This is a genomic window from Streptomyces sp. NPDC008086 (assembly GCF_042957325.1).
GTDB lineage: Bacteria > Actinomycetota > Actinomycetes > Streptomycetales > Streptomycetaceae > Streptomyces.
In genome coordinates this window covers 800,582-820,364 of sequence record NZ_JBIBIA010000004.1, presented here as the reverse complement: position 1 = coordinate 820,364, position 19,783 = coordinate 800,582, and the positions used below count along the sequence as shown (strand labels likewise).

General features: G+C 73.4%; 17 protein-coding genes. 2 read left to right on the top strand and 15 right to left on the bottom strand.

Features of this window, described 5'->3' with window-relative positions; translation table 11 throughout:
• Positions 1–14: 14 nt before the first annotated feature.
• From ACFZBP_RS17865 to ACFZBP_RS17850, 4 genes are all read right to left on the bottom strand, one after another.
• Positions 15–1,604, bottom strand: coding sequence for an aminotransferase class III-fold pyridoxal phosphate-dependent enzyme (locus ACFZBP_RS17865; RefSeq protein WP_391414075.1), 1,590 nt, complete (start codon positions 1,602–1,604; stop codon positions 15–17).
• On the bottom strand, positions 1,601–4,003 hold the full coding sequence (locus tag ACFZBP_RS17860) for a BTAD domain-containing putative transcriptional regulator (protein WP_391414073.1): 2,403 nt from the start codon (positions 4,001–4,003) through the stop codon (positions 1,601–1,603). The genes ACFZBP_RS17865 and ACFZBP_RS17860 overlap by 4 nt, the downstream gene beginning before the upstream one ends.
• A gap of 113 nt (positions 4,004–4,116) precedes the next feature.
• The gene (locus tag ACFZBP_RS17855; RefSeq protein ID WP_391414071.1) at positions 4,117–5,109 is read right to left on the bottom strand and encodes a 3-oxoacyl-[acyl-carrier-protein] synthase III C-terminal domain-containing protein; all 993 of its coding nucleotides are present in this window, start codon (positions 5,107–5,109) and stop codon (positions 4,117–4,119) included.
• Between the two features lie 145 nt (positions 5,110–5,254).
• On the bottom strand, positions 5,255–6,040 hold the full coding sequence (locus ACFZBP_RS17850; RefSeq protein ID WP_391414069.1) for an alpha/beta fold hydrolase: 786 nt from the start codon (positions 6,038–6,040) through the stop codon (positions 5,255–5,257).
• A 166-nt stretch (positions 6,041–6,206) separates the two neighbouring features.
• Between ACFZBP_RS17850 and ACFZBP_RS17845 the strand changes: the two genes are divergently transcribed.
• A complete protein-coding gene (locus ACFZBP_RS17845; protein WP_383449207.1) occupies positions 6,207–7,115 on the top strand; it encodes a zinc-binding alcohol dehydrogenase family protein in 909 nt (302 codons plus the stop codon).
• Positions 7,116–7,398: 283 nt separating this feature from the next.
• On the opposite strand, the gene ACFZBP_RS17840 is transcribed toward ACFZBP_RS17845, so the two are convergent.
• From ACFZBP_RS17840 to ACFZBP_RS17790, 11 genes are all read right to left on the bottom strand, one after another.
• A complete protein-coding gene (locus ACFZBP_RS17840; protein ID WP_391414066.1) occupies positions 7,399–8,520 on the bottom strand; it encodes an alcohol dehydrogenase catalytic domain-containing protein in 1,122 nt (373 codons plus the stop codon).
• Positions 8,521–8,555: 35 nt separating this feature from the next.
• Entirely contained in the window at positions 8,556–9,575 is a 1,020-nt protein-coding gene (locus ACFZBP_RS17835; protein WP_391414064.1) for an ROK family protein, read from the bottom strand.
• A complete protein-coding gene (locus tag ACFZBP_RS17830) occupies positions 9,572–10,267 on the bottom strand; it encodes an HAD-IA family hydrolase (RefSeq protein ID WP_391414062.1) in 696 nt (231 codons plus the stop codon). The genes ACFZBP_RS17835 and ACFZBP_RS17830 overlap by 4 nt, the downstream gene beginning before the upstream one ends.
• On the bottom strand, positions 10,264–11,121 hold the full coding sequence (locus ACFZBP_RS17825; protein WP_391414060.1) for a TIGR03619 family F420-dependent LLM class oxidoreductase: 858 nt from the start codon (positions 11,119–11,121) through the stop codon (positions 10,264–10,266). The genes ACFZBP_RS17830 and ACFZBP_RS17825 overlap by 4 nt, the downstream gene beginning before the upstream one ends.
• Complete coding sequence (locus ACFZBP_RS17820; RefSeq protein ID WP_391414058.1) at positions 11,118–11,984, bottom strand: VOC family protein; 867 nt, start codon at positions 11,982–11,984, stop codon at positions 11,118–11,120. The genes ACFZBP_RS17825 and ACFZBP_RS17820 overlap by 4 nt, the downstream gene beginning before the upstream one ends.
• A 673-nt stretch (positions 11,985–12,657) precedes the next feature.
• Positions 12,658–13,557, bottom strand: a complete 900-nt coding sequence (locus tag ACFZBP_RS17815; protein ID WP_391414056.1) for an alcohol dehydrogenase catalytic domain-containing protein — start codon at positions 13,555–13,557, stop codon at positions 12,658–12,660.
• Positions 13,554–14,369 (bottom strand): SDR family oxidoreductase, encoded by an 816-nt coding sequence (locus tag ACFZBP_RS17810; protein WP_391414054.1) that lies wholly within the window; start codon positions 14,367–14,369, stop codon positions 13,554–13,556. The genes ACFZBP_RS17815 and ACFZBP_RS17810 overlap by 4 nt, the downstream gene beginning before the upstream one ends.
• Positions 14,362–15,354 (bottom strand): alcohol dehydrogenase catalytic domain-containing protein, encoded by a 993-nt coding sequence (locus ACFZBP_RS17805; RefSeq protein WP_391414052.1) that lies wholly within the window; start codon positions 15,352–15,354, stop codon positions 14,362–14,364. The genes ACFZBP_RS17810 and ACFZBP_RS17805 overlap by 8 nt, the downstream gene beginning before the upstream one ends.
• Complete coding sequence (locus ACFZBP_RS17800; protein WP_383449216.1) at positions 15,354–16,568, bottom strand: MFS transporter; 1,215 nt, start codon at positions 16,566–16,568, stop codon at positions 15,354–15,356. The genes ACFZBP_RS17805 and ACFZBP_RS17800 overlap by 1 nt, the downstream gene beginning before the upstream one ends.
• Positions 16,565–17,638 carry a 3-oxoacyl-[acyl-carrier-protein] synthase III C-terminal domain-containing protein gene (locus ACFZBP_RS17795; RefSeq protein ID WP_391414050.1) on the bottom strand — a complete coding sequence of 358 codons (1,074 nt, stop codon included), beginning with the start codon at positions 17,636–17,638 and terminating at the stop codon, positions 16,565–16,567. Before ACFZBP_RS17795 ends, ACFZBP_RS17800 begins: the two co-directional genes overlap by 4 nt.
• Positions 17,635–18,819, bottom strand: a complete 1,185-nt coding sequence (locus ACFZBP_RS17790) for an iron-containing alcohol dehydrogenase (protein ID WP_391414048.1) — start codon at positions 18,817–18,819, stop codon at positions 17,635–17,637. The genes ACFZBP_RS17795 and ACFZBP_RS17790 overlap by 4 nt, the downstream gene beginning before the upstream one ends.
• Before the next feature lie 317 nt (positions 18,820–19,136).
• Between ACFZBP_RS17790 and ACFZBP_RS17785 the strand changes: the two genes are divergently transcribed.
• Positions 19,137–19,748 (top strand): TetR/AcrR family transcriptional regulator, encoded by a 612-nt coding sequence (locus tag ACFZBP_RS17785; protein WP_383449219.1) that lies wholly within the window; start codon positions 19,137–19,139, stop codon positions 19,746–19,748.
• Positions 19,749–19,783: the final 35 nt, after the last annotated feature.

The following is a 19,783-nucleotide window of genomic DNA, read 5'->3' as shown; positions in this document are numbered from 1 at the left end:
GCTGCGCAAGGTGTTCAGGAGGAGAGGACCAGTCGGTGGCCGGCCTGGTCGCGCACCAGCGTGCACACGTCCCGCAGGGCGAGCTCCAGTCGGTCGATCTCCTCGTCGGTGAGCAGCAGGGACGGCTCGAAGCGCAGGGTGTGCACCGCGCTGGCGGTCGGGAAGGTCCGGATGGCGTGCGCGTGGAGCAGGTGCCCGGCGATCACATAGCCGAACATCGATGAGCGGGCCGCTTCCCGCAGCGTGTCGTCGGTGGCCTCGGACTGGTCGTGGAACTCGAAGCCCAGCATCAGGCCGTGTCCGCGTACGTCCCTGACCACGTCGGGGAAGTCACTGCGCAGGCCTCGCAGCATGCCGGCCAGCGCGGCGCCGCGTTCCCGCGCGAGACGGTAGCCCTGTCCACCGTCGGCCTCCAGCATCTGCAGGACCTTGAGGGCGATGTGGCAGGAGAAGCTGTCCTTGGCGAAGGTCGAGCTGTGCAGCAGCTCGAACTCCGGGCGGTAGCGCCCCTCGCGAACCAGTGTCACGGAGGCCTTGGCGAGGCCGCCGCCGAGGGACTTGGCGAACACGTAGTAGTCGCCGCGCAGGCCCAGCCGGGTGGCGCCCAGGAAGGAGCCGGTGCGGCCCATGCCGCTCTGGATCTCGTCGATGACCACGGGGCAGTCGGCCTCTTCGGCGAACGCCCTGATCTCCTGGGCGAACTCACGCGACAGCGGCCGGATGCCCCCCTCGCCCTGGACCGGCTCCAGCAGGACCGCGCAGATGGTGTGGTGGTCGCGTTCGACGAGCCGGACGCCGCCGTCCTCCACGGTCAGTTGCAGCAGCGTGCCCCGCTCGTCCTGCAGCACCTCCTTCAGCGCCTCCGGGCGGTCGCAGGGCACGAACCGGGCCTGTGCGCCGAGTGCCGCGAAGGGGGTGCGATAGGCCTCGTTGTGGGTCAGCTGGACGCTGCCCATCAGCTTTCCGTGGAAGCCCGACTTCAGTGCCACGAACACCGGAGGCCTGGCGCGCCGCCGTTGGTTGCGGCGGTCGATCTCGGCGATCAGGAGGTCGAGCGGGTCCTGTCCGGCGGCGGGCCGGGGCAGGCCGAGGCCGGCGCCCAGGCTCTCCGGCACGACCGCCGTCCCCGCCTGTACGGCCTCCTGTGCGCGCCGGTTGCTCTCCTCGATCTCCTCGAGGACCGCTGAAAGGCGCAGCACCCGGTCGAGTTCGGCATGCTTGATCGCCGCTTCGATGCCCTCCGCGCCGCTGTTGGCGAAGGTGGCGTAGTACGGCTCGTCGGATCCGGTCTCGCGTCGGATGATCCGGTTGAGTGCCTCGGCCAGCTGGTTGGCGTACGGATGCGAGGAGAACTGTGCGAGCACCGGGGTCTGCTCGTCGAGGAGCTCCCGGGCGCGGGCGACGATGTCCGGATGGTTGTGCCCGAAGATGAGCGCCCCATAGCCGGCGGCGTAATCGAGAACGGGTATCCGCTCGCCGTTGGCGCCCTTCCGGTAAAGCGTGTTGCCGCTCGCGCTCACGTACTCGACGTCCAGACCGGCCGTGGAAAGCAACCGACGCAAATTGGGTTCGGCGAGCTCGCGGGCCACGGATTCGGAATTCATGCCACTCCTTTTCGGGCACCCTGGAGATGCGTCCTGACATCCTGTTCCAGGGCGTCCCAGCGGACGGTCATACCGAGGTCATTCCGCGGAGCCGGTGGCGGAGTGGGCGCCGAATTACCGGGGGCGTGCTTGGGCCGTTGCCGGCGGGCGGCCGACAGCAGCAGGTCCACCAGGTGCTCCCCGGTGGCTCCGGTCGGCTGCACCAGCGTGACCGAGGAGGCGTGGCTGCGGCCGCCCGCCCAGGTGGGCCGTCGAAGCAGCAGTTCCGGCGCCGAAGCGGCCACCACGAACAGACGTCCCGATCCGGTGGAGCCCACCAGTTCCTCGATCGTGTCCAGGACCCGGTCGTCGGCCCGGTGGAGGTCGTCGACGCACAGCACCAGCAGCATGTGCTGGGCGGCGGCGAGGAACAGGTCGCGCCAGGCGGCGAGGACGTCACCCGTCGGGTCCGCGCCGCCGCCCCGAGGCGCCTGGTGCGCGGCGTCGAGCGCCGGGGGCAGGAGCGGGGCGAGCCGGGACGAGAGGCGCTGCGCCGCCGTCCCCGACCCGATGACCTCGCGCACCTTTACCGCCAGGGCCTCGCGCGCGGACTCGGCCGTGTCGTCGGCCTCGATGCCGCAGAACGCCGCCAGGATCTCGGCCGGCGCCTTCAGGGGGTGGCCGGTGGGTGCCGTCGGCGTACCGCCGGTCAGGAACAGGGGCGCGTCGGGACGGCTGCACGCCCACCGGCCGAACTCTCGGAGCAGTTCGCTCTTTCCGGTGCCGCTCTCCCCGAAGACCGTGACCAGATGCGGCACGACATGGCGCCGGGTCCGCTTGAGCAGACCCTGGAGGACTTCCAGTTCATGGGCCCGGCCGGCGCCCGTGCCGTCGGCGACGTGCCGCTCGCGCACTTCGATCGCCTGCCATGAGGCGGGCGAGACGGTGGTGGGGGTGTAGAGGACGGCGCTCTCCGTGGCCGTACGCACCGCGTCGCTGGCCCACACCTGTCCGGCCGGCACCTCCGCGAGCAGGAACTGGGACTCGTCGAGCGCCGCACCGACCACCGTCGGCGGACCGTCCTGGCCACGGCGGCGCAGCAGCACCTCTCCCCTGGTGACGCATACGTGCACGGTCAGACGCAGGTGCTGGGCGCCAGGTGTGGCGATGTCCAGGACGTCACGCACGGCGAGGGCCGCCAGGGTGGCCTTGCGGATGTCCTCCTCGCCCGGTCCGTCCATACCGAACACCGCCAGGGACACCGAGCCCAGGCTGGCCGTGACCGTCCCGCCGAAACGCTCGATCTGCGCCCTGACCAGTTCGGCGGCGCCGTCCAGCAGTTCGTCCAGGTCCTCCCGGACCTCGGCGCCCGCTGCCGGGGCGAGCCGCGTCCGCACGGAAACCACGCTGACCGTACGACGGTCGCTGACGGCGCGCGGCGCCCGGGCGCCTGGTGCGTCGGGGACGCGGGGCGCCGGAACGCGAGGGGCCGGAACACCGGCGGCCGGAAGGGCGGCTCGAGGGAGGGGGGTGTCGGCAGCGGCCGGCGCGGGGGTGTCCTGGGAGGGCGCCGGCCGAGAGCGCAGCCGGACCCTGGGCCGTACCTCCTCCGCGTCCCCTTCGACGAAGGCCCTGCGGTGGTCGGGGCGGTCCATCGACAGGGACGGGTCCTGGGTGAGGATCGCCTGTTGCAGCTGCTGCAGGCCCCGGCCGGGCTCCAGGCCCAGGTTCTCCACCAGTGCCGCACGCACCTGGCTGTAGGTATTGAGCGCGTCGGCCTGCCGCCCGCACCGGTACAGCGCGAGCATCAGCTGCGCCGAGGCCCGCTCCCGCAGCGGCTCGGCCTGCACCATGGTCTCCAGCTCGGCCAGGATCTCGTAGTGGCAGCCGCACAGCAGCTGGGCTTCGAAGTAGTCCTCGGTGACATCGAGTCGGGTGCTCTGCACGGCGGCCAGTTCGGGCCAGTCCAGGCCCGCCTCCACCAGGTCGGCCAGGGCCGGACCCCGCCACAGGGACAGCGCCTCGCGCAACAGCGCCGCGGCCGCCGGAGCGTCGCCCTCGGCCTGCTTGTTCCGGCCCAACCCCACCCATTTGTGGAACAGATGGAGGTCCACCTGCTCCGGATCGACGCGCAGCATATAGCCGGGTGCCTGGGTCAGCAGCGCGGGCGGCGGCCCGTCGTCGCCACGATGCGAGGCGAGAACGCCGCGCAGCCCGTAGACCGCGTTCTGCAGGATCTTCCGGGCGGTCGTCGGCGCCTCCTCCACGCCCCACAGGGCGTTCAGCAACCGACTGGTGGCCACCACCCGGTTGGCTTGGAGCAGCAAGTAGCCCAGGGTGGCACGCTGTTTCGTGCCGCCGAGAGCAACGTTCTGCTCATCGGCGACGACCTCCATCGGACCCAGTAACCGGAATTGCATCGTTCCCCCAGATCGACACCCGCTCGGTCAAAATCCGGTCACCATGCTGCAAGGGAGCGATCCAAGCCCACACAAATCTGATACAAGCTCCAACCACCGGAGTCACCCGCCGGTCAGAGAACCTCCAGTACCGCACACCCGAAACTGTGGCCGAAACCGTCCCCGACCAGCACCACCTTGTCCCCCGCAGCGAGCTCGGCGGACGCCAGCAGGTGGGCGAGACCCGCGGCCTGGTCACCGGACGGCAGATGCCCGACCCCGTTGCCCCAGTCCCAGGTGGTCCGTTTCTCGTCGATGCCCAACACCGCGCGCCTGTCCCAGCGTTGTAGCCCCGAACCCAGGTGCGGGAAGACGAACCGTGCGACGTCGTCGACGCCGAGCCCGGCGTCCGCCAGGGCGTGCTCCATGACCTCACGCTCCCGGTCGGCGAGCAGTTCGGCGAGTCGGGCCTGATCCGCCTCGGGGCCGGCCGCCGCGTCGGGAGCCGGTGCCCGCTCGGCGTCGGGTATCCGCCACGGCAGGTCGGAACGCAGGACCAGCCGGTGCGGCGACTCCCCCACCACCGTGGTGGCCAGGAGCCGGGCCTGTCCGGTGCCGGTGCGGACCACCACTCCCGTCGCACCGTCGGCGAGCACCCGTCCGGGCCCCCGGCGGAACCGGTCGCCGGGTGCCGTCGCGCCGTCGCCGGTGGTGACCAGAGCGGCGGTCATGTCCGGGGACGCGGAGAGGTACTGAGCCGCCAGATGCAGACCCACCAGGCCGCTGCCTGCGGACCCGCGGACCTCCAGCGCGGTGGCGCGCGGGCATCGCAGCGCCCGCCGCACGCCCTCCGCTGGGCAGCCGTCCGCCCGCACCGCCCAGGAGGAGGCGTGCACAACCAGGTCCACCTCGCCGGCCGGCACGCCCGAGCGGCGACGCGCCAGGTCGGCGGCCCGCACCACGAGGTCCGGCAACGCGCCGTCGTCCGCCACGCACACCGCACGGTAGGCGTCCCGCCGGTACTGCCGGGCGTCGTACAGCCCGGCGCCGACCGCACCCCGGACGTCCTGGCTGGCCCCCAGCGACATCGCGGCCGCGCCGATGAACAGGCCGTCCCAGCGCGTCACACGCCTACCCCCTCGATCTCAAGGACGGTGAACGGCCGCGGGTGTGGCGTCGCCCCGAGGGCTCGCGCCCGCCCGCGGTGGCGGTACGGCCGACAGTCACCGTCGGACACCGGCCGGTTGCCTGCGCGCTCATCGGGCCCGCACGCTATCGGCCCTCGGTCACCGCGAGAGGCCCCACGCCTGCCTCGCTCACGGCGGCGGTGACCACCTCGGCCACCCGCGGCAGGTGGGCGTCGAGGAAGAAGTGCCCTCCGTGGAAGACCCGTGTCGTGGAGCCGGCAGTGGTCAGCTCGCCCCACGCCTCCGCCTCGTCCCTGCCGACCACGGGGTCCGCGTCCGCGACGAGCACGGTGAACGGTATGTCCAGGGGCGGGCCCGGCCGCCACACGTAAGCGCCGATCGCGCGGTAGTCGGCCCGTAGCGCGGGCATGACCATGTCCCGCAACTCCGGGTCCTCCAGCACGCGTGGAGTGGTGCCGCCCAGAAGCCTGACGACCCGCATGATGTCCTGGTCCGTACGCAACCGGTCGTACCGGGCGGGCCGGGCGGTGGGCGCGCCCCGGCCGGAGAGGATCAGTGCCGCGGGCCCGGGCAGCGACCGCGCGGCGAGCCGGCGGGCCACCTCGTAGGCCACGAGTGCGCCCATGCTGTGCCCGAACAGGGCATACGGCCTTGTCTGGTTCGCCACCGGTGCGGTGAGCGCGTCGGCGAGCCGACCGAGGTCGTCGACGGGCTGCTCGTGCCGGCGGTCCTGCCGGCCGGGGTACTGCACCGCCAGCACGTCCAGCGCCGGAGCGAGGGCCCGTGCCAGCGGCAGGAACGCGCTCGCCGCGCCGCCCGCGTGCGGGAAGCAGATCAGCCGGGGTGTTCCGGTACCCCGCCGCGGAGCCGGACTCGGCGTATCGAACCTGCGCAGCCACTCGCCCTGCACTGCCACTCCCTGGATGTCCGTGCTCCACGCCGCTCGTGTGCGGCGCCCGGCCGCCCCCAGCGTGCACCGGTCCGTTCAAAGGCCGCACAAACGCCGCACAAGTCACCAACGCCCGAGGATCCGGCAGCGGCTGCGCAACGGGCGGAAGGAACGCGATACTTGTCGCATGATCGCCATCCGGTTCGACCGCTTCGGCGGCCCCGAGGTCCTTCGGACCGTGGAACTGCCCGTCCCGGAACCACAGCCCGGGCAGACCCTGATCACGGTCGAGGCCGCAGGCGTCAACTTCGCGGACACCCACCAGACCGACGGCTCGTACCTGACCGCCGACATGCTGCCCCACGTGCCCGGCAGCGAGGTCGTGGGTCGCACACCGGACGGCCGACGCGTCCTCGCCCGCGTCCCACACGGCTACGCCGAGCAGGTCCTGGCCCCGGAGAGCGCCCTCGTGGACATCCCGGAGGACCTCCCGGCCGCTCACGCGCTGGCCCTGCTCACCCAGGGTCTGACCGCCTGGCACCTGCTGCGCACCGCGGCTCGGCTGGTGCCCGGCGAGACGGTGGTCGTCCACTCCGCGGCCGGCGGAGTGGGCAGTCTGGCGGTACAACTGGCCAGGCTGTTCGGCGCCGCACGCGTCCTCGCCCAGGCCTCCACCCCCGACAAGCGGCGACTCGCCCTGGAACTCGGCGCCGACGGCATCGCCGACTACCCCCTGCCCGATCCGGCGGACGTCATCCTCGACGCGGTGGGCGGCGCCCTCTTCGACCAGGCCCTCGACTCCCTGGCACTCTCGGGCCGCCTCGTCACCTACGGCAACGCGGCCCGCACGCCCTTCACCCCCCTCGACCCGTCCCGCCTCAGCCGCCTCAACGCGTCCGTCGTCGGATTCTGGCTGCGTCCCACCCTGAAGGCCCCCGGCGCCTTCGCCGAGCCCCTGCGGGAACTCCTCGCCCTCACCGCCGACGGCCGGCTCCGCCCGGTCACCGGTCCCCGTTACCCCCTGGCGCAGGCCCGGCGCGCCCACGAGGACCTGCTGGCCCGGCGCACCACGGGCAAGGTCACCCTCCAGCCCTGACCTCTCAAAGCCTGCTCAAAAGCCGGTGCGGCCGCCTGACATACCCACACCCGGGCCCTTGAGTCCACGCCACCGCCACCCTCATGATCAACCACGGCACACCACGCCCCCTGACGTGACCGGGCCGGCCGATTCCCCCGTCGTCCCGGCCCGGTCACCACGCTCGCGGTGCCTGGGTGGGCAGCGGGGGTACCGCAGGAACTTCGGCTCCGACCACCGCAGCCCACGCGGAGGCAGGTGCCGGAACAAGGAAGGGCGCCGCCCGAGCCGCAGTGCGGCGGGATCAGGCCCGAATCGGGGGCCGGGCGGGGCCGTTCTCCAGGTCGATGACGAGGCGGAGGACGAGTTCGCCGTCGACGGTGCGGGTGCGGTCGCCGATGATCCGGTTGAGGTGGCGGACGCCGGGCTCCAGGGACAGGACGTGGGTGAGGAGCGGGTCGGCGCTGCTGTCGGTGCGCAGGGCTTCGGCGGCGGCGACGAGTTGGGCGTTGGTGACGCCGCGGTTGCCGGTGAGGGTGAGGCTCAGGCCCGGACGGGTGAAGGTGGTGGTGGCCGGGGGCCAGGGGCCGCCGGTGTTGGCGCGACGGACACCGTCGAGGTCGACGCCGGGCAGCAGGGGGGTGGTGGCGCGGGGCGGGACACCGCCGAGGGGGTGGACGGCGACCAGGCGCTCGCCGAGGGCGGTGACGGCGGCCTCGACGGCGGGGACGGTACCGCCGCGATGCGTGGTGACGAGGAGCGCGACGGCGCCGGTGACGTGCCGGTCGAGCGGGTCGGAGGCGAGGACGCTCACCGCGTGCGGGACGTGGGCCTGGGTCCACTTGAGCCCGGCCTCCGTGCGGTGGACCACGACGACCCGGACCGTGGGGAAGAGGAAGCGGGGTGCGAGCAGCGCGGCGAGGTTGCCGGTGAGGCCGTCGCCGTGGACGACCAGGGTGTCGGGCGCCGAGGTGGCCAGGCAGGAGAGGGCGTAGCGGACGACGGCGTAGGGCTCGACGAGGGTGGCGCGGGCGGCGGGGAGGTCGTCGGGGAGGCGGGAGACCAGACCGGCGCGCACGGCCGAGGCGCCGATGAGGACGCGCTGCTGGAAGAGGCCCGGCACGTTGTGGCCCAGGAGGAAGGAGGGGTCGCCGGGGTGGGTAGGGTTGACGATCACCCGGTCGCCGGGCGCGAAGCCGTCGGCGCCGGGCCCGGCGGCGACGACCCGGGCGGCGCCCTCGTGTCCGACGACGGGTGAGGGGTCGTCGCGGTCGCGGCGCAGGATCTGGATGTCGGTGCCGCAGAGGCTCACCTGCTCGGGTGCGAGCAGGAGTTCGCCGTCGACGGGGTCCGGGGTGGGGACCTCTTCGACACGGCAGGTGGTGCCGTGGCGGACGATCGCGAGGTGGGTGGCCGTGGCCGGCATGGGGGTCCTTCCTGGGTGGTGACGGTGGGCGGGGCCTACCGCTTGGTGACGGTCAGTGCTCCGTGGGAGAGCGCGACGGCGCCCGCCATCGGGTCCACCTCGCCGGGGCGGCACAGCCGCAGACCTTGTGCGGCCCGGTCGGGGCCGGTGTCGCGGTCGGCGTAGCTGCGCACCTCGCCGACCTGGCGGACCAGCTCGTCGCGGTAGGGGTCGCCGAGTCCCTCCGCGTAGCCGCCGCCGATGCCGATGAGGTCGATACGGGGGTCGAGGCAGCGCAGGGTGCGCACGAGCTCGGCGACGGGTTCCACGACCGTGCCGAGCAGACGGCGGGCGGCGGGGTCCCCGGACCGCAGCCGGGCGGGGAGGTCGTCGCGGATGCCCTCGGGGTGTGCGACGCCGAGCGCGGCGGCGACGTGCGGCAGGGCGGGTCCGGCGGCCAGCGCGGCGACGTGGCCGGTGCCGCCGCAGGGGCAGCTCAGGGCGCGGACGGCGGCGGGCGCGGTGGAGACGGCCGGGAGGTGGCCGACCTCGCCCTGCAGACCGTGGGCGTCGACCGGGACGGAGCGTTCGGCGAGGTCGGCGGTGCGCAGGGCGATGCCACTGCTCACCGTGACGTACACGACGCGGCGGTGCCCGGGCCGGGCGAACCGCTCGACGAAGCTCGCGAGACCGGCGGTGACGTCGTTGAACAGGTGCCAGCTCACGTCCGGGCGGCGGGCCGTGAGCAGGGCGTGCAGCGGGACGGGCCGGTCCGGGCCGCCGCCCCAGAGCGGGCCCGAGCCGTGCAGCACGCCGTGCTCCTCGTCCATGGCGGCGCCGCAGGACATCGCCACCCGCGCGCCCTCCGGCACCGCCTCGGCGAGGGTCTCGATCAGCTGCTCCAGGAGCACCGCCGGATCCTCGCCGGGCCGGTTGAGGATGCTGGGCGCGGGCAGCCGTACGGTCTCTCCCGACCCCGTGCGGATCCGCAGCCAGGTCCCTCCGAGGTCGACGGCGACGTCGGTGCGTACCCGCTCGTCGTGGTCCGCCGCCAGGGCGGAGGCCCGCGCGCTCACCGCCGTATCCCTTCCGCCGGTTCGGCGTGGGCCAGGGGCTGCCGGAACTCCAGGCGGATACGGCCGCCTTGCACCTGCGCGGTGACGGCGGTGAGGTCGTCGACGCGGTACGGGGCCGGTTCCGCGGCGGGGGCGGCGACGGCGACGGGGGTGCCGCCGGAGCGGTGGGCGGCGAGCAGGCCGGGGGCGGAGTCCTCGAAGAGAAGGCAGTCGGCGATGTCGACGTCGAGGAGACGGGCGGCGGCGCGGAAGCCCTCGGGGTCGGGTTTGCCGGCCCGGACGTCGTCGGCGCAGACGGCGACGGCGGGCAGGGGCAGTCCGGCGGCGGTGAGGCGGCGCTCCATCATGGTGCGGGAGGCCGAGGTGACGACGGCCCAGGTGCGCGCCGGCAGGGCGGTGAGCAGCCTGCGGGCACCCGGGATCTCCGTGACGGTGTCGGCGGTTGCCTCCTCGCGGGCCCGGATCCAGGCGACCTCGTCGGTGACGGTGGCGAAGCCGGCGGCGGGCAGGAGCCCGGCGACGATGTCGTGCGCGGTGCGGCCGGGCAGCGCGGCGAGCACGCCGGCCGGGTCGAGACGGTGGCGGGCGGCGAACTCCCCCCAGACACGGTCGATGGAGGCGGCGGAGTCGACCAGGGTGCCGTCCATGTCGAAGAGCAGGGCGCGGGCCGTCACGGCGCGTGGGGCGGTCATCCGATCTCCAGGGTCTGGGCGGCGAACCGGACCAGTTCGAGGTCTTCCTTCCAGTGCCTGCGCAGACGCTGGTCGCCGGGGTCGGTGTCGAGGATCACGTGGTCGGCGCCGGCGTCGCGCAGGAAGGCGATGTCGGCGCGGATCTGGTCGGGGGTGCCGTAGCCGAGGGGCCGGGAGTCCGGGTCGACCGGGGTGGTGGTGGGCAGGAAGAAGATCCTCGGGGCGAACTCCTTGCCCTCCGCGAGGACCCCGGCGGCCCGGGCGCACAGCTGCCGGTCGGGGTGCAGGGGGTGCCAGGCGGTGCCGAAGCGGTTGACACGTTCCAGGGCGCGCGGACCGTTGCCGCCGATCCACAGCGGCGGGTGCGGGTCCTGTACGGGCCGGGGTCCGGTGTGCACCCGGTGGCCGCGGTACGTGACGGTGTCGGAGGTCCAGGCCGCGACCAGGGCGTCCAGGGTGTGGTCGGTGAGGGCGCCGCGCCTGCGGAAGTCCACGCCGAGGACCTCGAAGGCGCGCGGGGCCCAGCCGACGCCGAGGCCGACGACGAGGCGGCCGCCGCTGAGCCGGTCGATGGTGGCGGTGGCGCGGGCGAGCGCGATCGGATGCCGGTGGGAGGCGATGAGGACGCCCGCGCCGAGCCGTACGGTCTCGGTCTGCCCGGCCAGCCAGGACAGCGTGGCGAGGCTCTCGTAGAACGGAGCGGGTGAGCGGCGGTGGGCGTCGTCGGTGAGGGCGAGGTGGTCGGAGACCAGGACGGTGTCGAAGCCCAGCCGTTCGGCCTCGCGGGTCCAGGTGAGCATGCCCTCCGGGGTCATCTGGGCCCCGAAGTTAGGCAGGTTGATGCCGAATTTCACGCGGTCACCGGCCCGGGGAGGGTGAGTCCGAAGGGGGCGTGGTGAGCGGTGTCGACCGGGTGCGGCGCGGCGTGCAGTTCGAGCAGGTTGCCGCCGAGGCGGTCGAGGGGGCGCGGCGGTTCCTGGCCGGGGATGCCGTGTTCGAAGAGTTCGAGGTTGAGGGCGTCGTCGATGACGACCATGGCCATCGCCGAGGTGCCTTCGACGTCGAGGCCGAACTGGCGCAGCATGAAGGCCCGGTCGGCGGCGATCTCGGTGCGCAGGACGACCTTGGCGCCGTGGTGGGTGACCAGGTGGTCGACGGTGGCGTCGAGGCTCCGCACGCTGTAGCCGGTGTGGTCGAGACCGAGCAGCGTCGGCAGCGGCGCGTCGTCGGCCGGCCGCTGGTCGTGGTGGAGCCGGTCCTCGGTGCTGTCGGCGTATCCGGGGACGTCGGGCCACTGCTGGAGCTCGAAGAGGGTGCCCCAGGGGGCCCGGAAGTAGATCCAGCGGTTCCCGCGGATCGGCCCCTCGGGGATGGTGATGATGTCGCCGAGGACATCGACGCCGGGCAGCTTCTCCAGATGGGCTACGGCCGCCTCTATGTCCGCGACGCGGAGGCAGAGGTGGTTGGTGCCGATGTCGACCAGGCGGGGCGGGGCCTCGGCGCCGGTGTCCGACACGGCGGGAACGAGCCGCACCTCGACGCCGGCCGAGAACGACACGACGCCGGCCCCGCCGTCCCGGTCCACGGCGGAGGGCCCGACCAACTCGGCGAGAAAGGCGGTGGCCTCGTCGACGTCGGGCACCGCCACGGTGATCCGGTGGGCCGGCGTGCGGGTGCCCGCGACGGGGTTCAGGGAGGCGTCCGGGACCGTGCTCATAGGGGGATTCCTTCGGGATGCGGGGCCGGATCGACCTGGGTTGTCTGGGAGCTGAGGGCCGGGAGCGAGGCGGGTGCCGGGGCCCCGACCGGGCCGACGGCCAGGCACGAGTACCGGCCAGGGGCTGGGCAGGAGTACCGGCCGGTGGCCAGGCGCGGGTGCGGGCCAGTGGCCAGGCGCGGGTGCGGGCCAGGGGCCAGGCGCGAGCACCGGCCGGTCGCCGGGGGCAAGACGGGAGCCAGGGCCCCGACCGGGCCGACGGCCAGGCACGAGTACCGGCCAGTGGCCAGGCGCGAGTACCGGCCGGGCGCCAGGGGCAAGCCGGGAGCCAGGGCCCCGACCGGGCCGACGGCCGGGCACGAGTACCGGCCAGGGGCTGGGCGCGAGTACCGGCCAGGGGCTGGGCGCGAGTACCGGCCGGGCGCCAGGGGCAAGCCGGGAGCCAGAGCCCGGACCGGGCCGACGGCCAGGCGCGAGCACCGGCCGGGCGCCAGGGGCAAGCCGGGAGCCAGGGCCCCGACCGGGCCGACGGCCAGGCGCGGGTGCCGGCCAGTGGCCAGGCGCGGGTGCCGGACGGGCGCCGGGAGCGAGTACCGGACGGTCGCCGGGAGCGAGTGGTGTCCGGCTACCGGTACCGGAATCGGGCCGGCAGCCGAGCGCGGGTGCGGCTGCCTCACGGCTGGAGGAGGACCTTTCCGCGCAGGCCGCCCGCGGCGAAGTCGCGGTGGGCTTGGGCGGCGTCGGACAGGGGGTAGCGGCGGCCGGTCGGGACCGTCAGGTGGCCGGCGGTGACCAGGTCGCTCAGGGTCTGGAGCTGGTCGCCGTCCTGCTCGACATAGCTCTTGCGGGGGGTGATGCCCCGCTCGGGAGCCGGCTGTTCGTTGTCGTCGATGGCGACGAACTGGCCGCCGTCGGCGACCGTACGGATCGCGGCGGCCACCCCCGCGGTGTCGACGACGGCCGTGTGGCCGGCGGTGGGGAGGTCCTCGGGCCGGGCGTGGACGGTGCCGACGCCGAGGGCGAGCAGGGCGTCGGTGTCGCCGGTGCGGGCGAGGGCGTCGACCGGGTGCCCGTCGGCCAGCAGCAGTTGGACGGCGATCCGGCCGACCGCGCCGGCGGCGCCGGTGACGAGGACCGGCGCGCCGGGCGGCAGGGTGAGCTTGGCGAGGGTCTGGACGGCGGTGAGCCCGGCGAGCGGAAGCGCGGCGGCCTCCTCCAGCGGCACTGTGCCCGGGGCGCGGGCGAAGAGGCGGGCGTCGGCGACGACCTGTTCGGCGTAGGTGCCGTAGCGGTGGGCCGGCTGGGCGACCATGCCGACGACCTGGTCGCCCACGGTGAACCGGGTGACCTCGCCGCCGGTCTCGGTGACGACGCCGGAGACGTCCCAGCCGGGGACGGCCGGATAGGTCAGGTTCAGGTCGAGGAACCCGGAGCGGGTCTTGACGTCGACCGGGTTGACGGCGGCCGCGGTGACGGTGACGCGGATGTCCTGCGGGCCGACGGGCAGTTCGGGGACCTCGTCGAGGGCCAGGACGTCGGGGTCGCCGGTGCGGTGGAAGACGACGGCTTTCATGCGGGTGGGTTCTCCCTCGGAGGGACGGTGGTGAAGGCGTGGCGGGCGTTGGCCTCGGCCGCGGTCAGGGCGAGGCCGCCGTCGGCGAGGATCGAGGCGCCGGTGACATAGCCGGCACCGGGCCCGGCGAGGTGGGCGATGACCGTGGCGATCTCCTCGGCGCCGGCCGGGCGTCCGAGCGGGATGTCGGGGCGGGAGATCTCCCGGTAGGTGTCCTCGTCGTGGACGCCGTTCATGGCGGTGGCGGTCTCGCCGGGCGCCACGGAGTTGACGCGGATGCCGTACCGGCCGAACTCCAGGGCGAGCACCTTGGTGACCATGCCGAGGGCGGCCTTGCTGGCGCAGTAGAGCGCGCCGCCGGTGATGGGCACGGTCTCGTGGACGGAGGTGACGTTGACGATGCTGCCCCGGACACCGCCCCGGATCATGTGGTGGCCCACCGCGGAGGCGAGCGTCATGGGGGCGACGGCGTTGATCGCGAACACCTCGTCGGCCCGCTTGAGTTCGAGGGCGTCGGCGGCGGAGCGGTCGTTGATGCCGGCGTTGTTGACCAGGCAGTCGATGCGCCCGGCCCGCTCGACGGCGGCCATGCAACTGTCGACGCCGGCCTCGGGGTCACGCAGGTCGGCCCGGACCGGGACGCACTCGGCGCCGGTGGTGCGCTCGAGTTGTTCGGCGACCTGGCGGATCCGGTCCTCGCCGGTGGCGTAGCCGAGCAGCAGCCGGTGGCCGGGGCGGGCGAGCGCGCGGGCGGTGGCCCGGCCGATGCCGCTGCTGGCCCCGGTGATCAGGGTGGTGTGCCGGTCAGACAAGGCTCAGCACCACCTTGGGGCGCGTCCGGCCGTGCTGGAGCACGTCGAAGGCGCGGGCCACCTCGTCGAGCGGTATCACCTGGTCGACGAGACCGGCGGCGAGTTCGTCGACCAGGGCGACGGCACGGGCGTAGTGGTCGACGCCGTGCCGGACGCCGGCGATACGGATGCCGGCCAGGGCGATCCGGCCGGGGTCGACGGTCTCGGTGCCGGCCGGGACGCCGACCAGGAGGCACAGGCCGCCGGGGCGCAGCCGGTCCAGCGCGGCGTTGAGGGTGCCGGGGGCGCCGGAGCACTCCAGGACGATGTCGTACCCGGTCGGGGCGTCGGCGGTGTTGGTGACCCGGTCGCGGTAGCTGCCGGGCGGGAGGTGACCGACGCCGCCGGGTTCGGCGATGTCGACGGTCACCGGGTAGCGGGCGAGGACGGCGGCGGCGAGGCTGCCCATGGTGCCCGCGCCGACCACCAGGACCTCGTCACCGGGCCCAGGGGCGGCCGCGCGGACCGCCTCCAGGACCGTGACCAGGGGTTCCACCAGGACGTGTGCGGGGCGCGGCCGCTCGGTGCCGGGGCCGAAGGGGACCAGGGCGTGGCGGGGCATCACCAGGTACTCGGCGGCGGCGCCGGCCCAGCCGTACAGGCCGACCTCGCGCAGTTCGGTGCAGAGGTTGCGGTGGCCGGAGGCGCAGGAGCGGCAGGACTGGCAGGGGATCATGGTGGAGCCGGTGACCACCTCGCCGTGCCGCAGTCCGGTGACGCCGGGGCCGTACTCCTCGACGGTGCCGGCCCATTCGTGGCCGAACCGGTGCGGGAAGACGGCCCGCCCGTCGGCGAGGTAGGCGGAGGTGCCGTGCAGGAGCTCCAGGTCGCTGCCGCACAGGCCGACGTAGGCGATCCGGACCAGTACCTCACCGGGCCCGGCGACCGGTCGGGCGGTCTCGACGAGGGTCGCGGTGTGCGGTTTGTCTATGACGGCGGCCCGCATCAACTGCCCTCACCCGCCAGGCGGTTACGGGTCCGGCGGGTGCCCACGGCGAGGGCCAGGACGGCTGCCAGGGCGAGGCCGGCGCCGACCGCGGGCAGGGTGCCCAGCGACGCGCCGAGGGAGAGGGTGGCCGAGCCGATCCAGGCGCCGGCGGCGTTGGCGAGCTGGAAGCCCGCGATGTTGACGGTGGCCGCGAGGTTGGGGGCCTCGCTCGCCGCGGTGATCAGCTTGGAGGCCAGCGGCGGGATGATCGAGAAGCCCGCGGCGCCGAGGACGAAGAGCCAGGGCGCGGTGAACCAGGTGCTGGAGCCGAAGACCGCGAGCAGGCCGAGCGCGACGGTGAGCGCGCCGAGCGCGACGAACAGGGTGCGGTCGATAGAGCGGTCGGCGAAGTGTCCGCCGAGCTGGTTGCCGACGACCGAGCCGATGCCGAAGACGAAGAGGAGCAGGGTGACATGGCCTGCCGAGAAGCCGGTGTGGTCGCGGAGGTAGGGCGCGATGTAGGTGAAGACGACGAACAGGGCGGCCTGGCTGAGCGCGGTCAGGGTGAGGGCCGCCCACACCGACGGGCGGGTGAAGACGGTGAGTTCGGCGGAGATCGACCCGGCCGGGCGGGCGGGGGCGCGCCGGGTGACGGCGACGAGCCCGACGGTGACCAGGGTCTGGAAGACGGCGACGACCACGAAGGAGGTGCGCCAGCCGAACTCGCCGCCGATCAGGGTGCCGAGCGGCACGCCGAGCACGGTGGCCAGGTTCAGGCCGAGCGAGACCCGGGCGATCACCCGGCCCTGGAACTCCGGCGGCACCAGCGAGGTGGCGAGGACCAGGCACAGGGCGAAGAAGGTGGCGTGCGGCAGCGCGGTGACGATCCGGAAGACGACCAGCAGCGCGAAGCTGTTCGCGAGCGCCGTGCCGAGGGTGCCGATGACGAAGACCGCCATGGAGCCGACGATCAGGGCGGTGCGCGGCACCCGGGTGGTGACGATGGTGAGCAGCGGACCGCCGATCATCACGGTGACCGCGTAGACGGTCACCAGGAGGCCGGCGGTGGCGTCGGAGACCTTGACGTCGCCGGCGATGTCCGGCAGGACGCCGGCCACGAGGTATTCGACGGTGCCGACGCCGAAGACGGCGAGCAGCATCCAGAACACGGCGGCGTTCGCGCCCGCCTCCCGTGCGGGTGTCGCGGTCTCGGTCCCGGTGGTGGCGGTCAACGGACGCCCCCCTTCGTCTCGTTCGTCTTGTTCGTGTCGGTGGTGGGCGCGGGCGCGCCGGTGTACTCCAGGACCGCGCAGCCCCAGGTGAATCCGACGCCTATGCCGGTGAGCAGCAGCCGGTCGCCCGGGGTGAGGGTGCCGGAGCGGCGCAGCAGGTCGAGGCCCACGACCGGGTCGGCGGCGCCGGTGTGCCCGATCTCCCAGCCGCGTTCGGCGAGCGTCTGGCCGGCGTCGATCTTCAGCGGGCCGAAGCACTGCTTGCGCAGCAGGACCTTGCCGAAGTTCGGCACCAGCCAGTGGGCGATGTCGGCATGCGCGGTGCCGGCGTCGGCGAGCGCGGTCTCGGCGCAGCGCGACAGTGCGGCGGTGTTCCGGGTCCAGAACTCCTCGGTGCTGCGGGCCTCGGCGAACGCGGCGACCCGCTGGCGCAGGTCGATGGGTTCGCCTGTGCCGTAGTACGGCATCGCCATCGAGTCGTTGCCGCGGTGCATCCGCTCCAGCAGCGGGTCGCTGACCACGGAGGTCGACAGGACCCGGAAGGGGCCGCCGTCGTGGCCGAGGACCAGGGCGCCGGCGCCGTCGCCGTAGACGAGGCCGCTGTCGGAGGCCCAGCGGTCGAACAGCGGCAGCTGCCAGGCGTCGGAGGCGGTGACCATGCCCTTGCCGGAGCCCGCGCACCAGCGGCCGACGAGTTCCATACCGACGACGGCGCCCGCGCAGGCGGTGCGTATCTCGATCGGTACGCACTCCTCTATGCCCAGCTCGCTCTGGAGGTAGGCGCCGCAGTTCCAGCCCTCCAGGCCGTTGTGCAGCACCACGGCGTGGACGAGGACATCGATGTCGGCGGGGTCGGTGCCGGAGTCCGTGAGCGCGGATCGGCCGGCGGCGACGGCCATCTCGGGTGCGGTCTCGCCGCGTTCGGGCCGGGCGACGACGGCCGACACCTGGCCGGTCTTGCGGTGTTCGACGTGGCTGTACCGTCCGCTCGCCACCATCTCGGCGGCGAACTCACGCTCTTCGGGCAGATAGGAGCCGAAGCCCTCGATGTAGAGACTGTCCCACTTCACGCTGCCTCACCGGCCCCGACGAGTCCGGCGACCGGTTCGAGGTCCTGCCCGGTACGCCGTCGCGCGGCGTCGAGTTCGCCGAGAGCGGCGTTCAGTTCCTCGGGGGTGACGTCGTTGACGAAGCGGTGGTGGCCGATGCCGACCGGCAGGGGCAGGCGCTGCTGTCCGTCGCGGTGGCGCACCGTGTCGGCGAGGGCGCCGTCCAGGATTCCGGGGCGGGCCAGGACGTCGGTCCACAGCGGCAGCCGCAGCCGGTCCATCAGGGCCAGGACGCGCTGGGCCTGGTGCTCCGTGACGTCGCCGCGCATCCGTCCCAGCACGGTGGTGAGCGCCATGTCGACGGCGACGGCCTCGCCGTGCAGCAGCTCCGGCAGCGCCTCCATCTCGATGGTGGGGCTGAAGGTGTGCCCGTAGTCGACGCAGCGTTCCAGGCACTGTTCCCACAGGTTGGGCTGGAGTTCCTCCAGCATCAGGTGGATGGCCTCGGAGACGATCCGGCGGGCCGCCGTCTCCAGCGCGGGAGTGCTGCCCTGGAAGCGGTCCTCGATCAGCAGCGGCCCGAAGTCCTCGAGCAGGTCGAAGAGTTCGGCCGACTTGATCAGCGCCATCTTCAGGATCTCGGCGAGGCCGTTGGAGAGGTGACGTGCGTCGAGGGTGCTGAGGAAGGAGCGGTCGACGAAGGTGGCCACGGCCGGCGCGTAGGTGCCGAGCCGGTTCTTGCCCTGCCCGTAGTTGACCCCGGTCTTCACGCCGACGCCGGCGTCGACGAGGCCCACCAGGGTGGTGGGGATGCGTACGTAGGGAGTGCCGCGCCGGTACAGGCTGGCGGCGAGCCCGACGACGTCGAGGAGGACGCCGCCGCCGATCGCGATCACCGGTTCACGCCGTCGGTCGATGCCGAAGTCGTTCATGGCGTCGACCACGTCCGTGACCAGGCTCCACCGCTTGACGCTCTCGTCGGCGCGCAGGGGCAGAAGGGTGACCGTGATGCCGTGGTGGTCGAAGTAGCGGGTGATGCGCTCCCCGTGGAGTTCGTCCACGGTGGAGTCGATCACGACGAGACGCCGGTCGCCGGGTCGCAGCGGGGCGTCGGCGCAGCCCGAGAGCAGCAGGGTGCTGCCGGGCTCGAACAGGCCGGACGCCTCGACGACGTGGTACCGGACCTGTTTGATGGCCTCCACGGTCCAGGACGGGGAGGCGGAGTGACTGCGGGTTAAGCCATCTATGAAAGCGGCACTGTTGTGCACGTGAAGTCCCCCTGTGGACAGGCATGATGCGTCCCGGCCGGCGACCACTCTGTCGCCGCGCCGCGTGAGCGCATGAAGGTGCGGCGAGGAACCACGCCCGCTGGACGTACCGGTTCCTCTCACCGGCCCGGCGACACTATCATTCGTTTATTGATCGCTACATGAATAGTGGATCACACCGGTGTGAAGCCGCGTCCCGGCCCGCGCCTCCGACATGAGCACGCTCACCGACGACGACGTGGGAGCACCCGATGGCAGGAGTACGCGGCCAGGGCCGTAAGTTCGATCTCGAAAACAGCCTGGAGAAGGCCATGTTCGCCTTCTGGCGGCACGGCTACGACGGCACCTCGGTGGCCACCCTCACCCGCGAGATGGGGATCAACGCCCCCAGCCTGTACGCCGCGTTCGGCAGCAAGGAGGGCCTCTTCCTCGCCGCCGTCGAGTACTACAACAACGGCCGGGGCAGCTTCATGCAGCGCGCCTTCGACGAGGAGGACCGCGCCCCCGCCCTGATCCGGCGGCTGCTGTACGAGGCCGCCGAGACCTACACCCACACCGACGGCCCCGGCGGCTGCCTGGTCATCGGCTCCGCCAGCCGCGTCTCCGAGGCCGGCCAACAGGTCGCCGACCGCCTCCGCGACATCCGCAACGCCAACATCGACCGCCTGGAGGCCCACATCAGAGCCGACGTCGAAGCGGGCACCCTCCCCCCCACCACCGACGCCCGCGCGGTCGCCGAGTTCGCCGGCGTCATCGTCCAGGGCATGTCCCACCGCGCCCGGGACGGCGCGACCACGGAGGCGCTACGGGAGGTGGCGGCGACGGCGTGGGACTCGGTACGCGTGCTGCTGGGCGAGACGTAGGCCTCCAGCCCTCGCCCCGGTCCCGGACCTGTCGA

Bases quoted from the DNA above. Each gene is read 5' to 3' on its own strand.
- ACFZBP_RS17845 (WP_383449207.1), top strand. From the start codon at position 6,207: ATGATCGCCATCCGGTTCGACCGCTTCGGCGGCCCCGAGGTCCTTCGG.
- ACFZBP_RS17785 (WP_383449219.1), top strand. From the start codon at position 19,137: ATGGCAGGAGTACGCGGCCAGGGCCGTAAGTTCGATCTCGAAAACAGC.
- ACFZBP_RS17805 (WP_391414052.1), bottom strand. From the start codon at position 15,354: ATGCGGGCCGCCGTCATAGACAAACCGCACACCGCGACCCTCGTCGAG.
- ACFZBP_RS17830 (WP_391414062.1), bottom strand. From the start codon at position 10,267: ATGACCGCCCCACGCGCCGTGACGGCCCGCGCCCTGCTCTTCGACATG.
- ACFZBP_RS17815 (WP_391414056.1), bottom strand. From the start codon at position 13,557: ATGAAAGCCGTCGTCTTCCACCGCACCGGCGACCCCGACGTCCTGGCC.
- ACFZBP_RS17840 (WP_391414066.1), bottom strand. From the start codon at position 8,520: ATGCCGGCCACGGCCACCCACCTCGCGATCGTCCGCCACGGCACCACC.
- ACFZBP_RS17820 (WP_391414058.1), bottom strand. From the start codon at position 11,984: ATGAGCACGGTCCCGGACGCCTCCCTGAACCCCGTCGCGGGCACCCGC.
- ACFZBP_RS17865 (WP_391414075.1), bottom strand. From the start codon at position 1,604: ATGAATTCCGAATCCGTGGCCCGCGAGCTCGCCGAACCCAATTTGCGT.
- ACFZBP_RS17860 (WP_391414073.1), bottom strand. From the start codon at position 4,003: ATGCAATTCCGGTTACTGGGTCCGATGGAGGTCGTCGCCGATGAGCAG.